The organism is Streptomyces sp. SID13726, from assembly GCF_010548375.1.
GTDB lineage: Bacteria > Actinomycetota > Actinomycetes > Streptomycetales > Streptomycetaceae > Streptomyces.
This window is the reverse complement of sequence record NZ_JAAGLY010000817.1, coordinates 1-392: the sequence shown is the minus strand read 5'-3', so window position 1 is coordinate 392 and position 392 is coordinate 1. Positions and strand designations below refer to the sequence as shown.

General features: G+C 70.7%; 1 pseudogene. It reads right to left on the bottom strand.

The features are described from left to right. Window positions 1-392: pseudogene (locus tag G3I78_RS50465) on the bottom strand (PhoH family protein); the annotation flags it as partial.

Genomic DNA, 392 nt, shown 5'->3' with positions numbered 1-392 from the left:
AAGACCATCACCTTCTGGTGCTGGCTGCGCTCCAGCACCGCCTCCAGGCCCGCGCACAGCGCCAGCGCCGACTTTCCGGTGCCGGCCCGGCCGCCCATGGAGCTGATGCCGATCTCCGGGTCGAGCAGGAGGTCCAGGGCGATGCGCTGCTCGGCGCTGCGGCCGTGCAGACCGAAGGCCTCGCGGTCGCCCCGTACGAGCTTCACGTTGCCGTCGGCCGTGACCCGGCCCAGTGCCTTGCCGCGCTCCGACTGGAGGACCAGACCGGTGTGCACGGGAAGTTCCGCGGCCTCCGGTACGTAGAGCCGCTCCTCGGAGAAGAGGAGGTCCACCTGTTCCCCGGAAAGCGCCAGCTCCGTCATGCCGGTCAAGCCGGCATCGGTGAGGGCGAG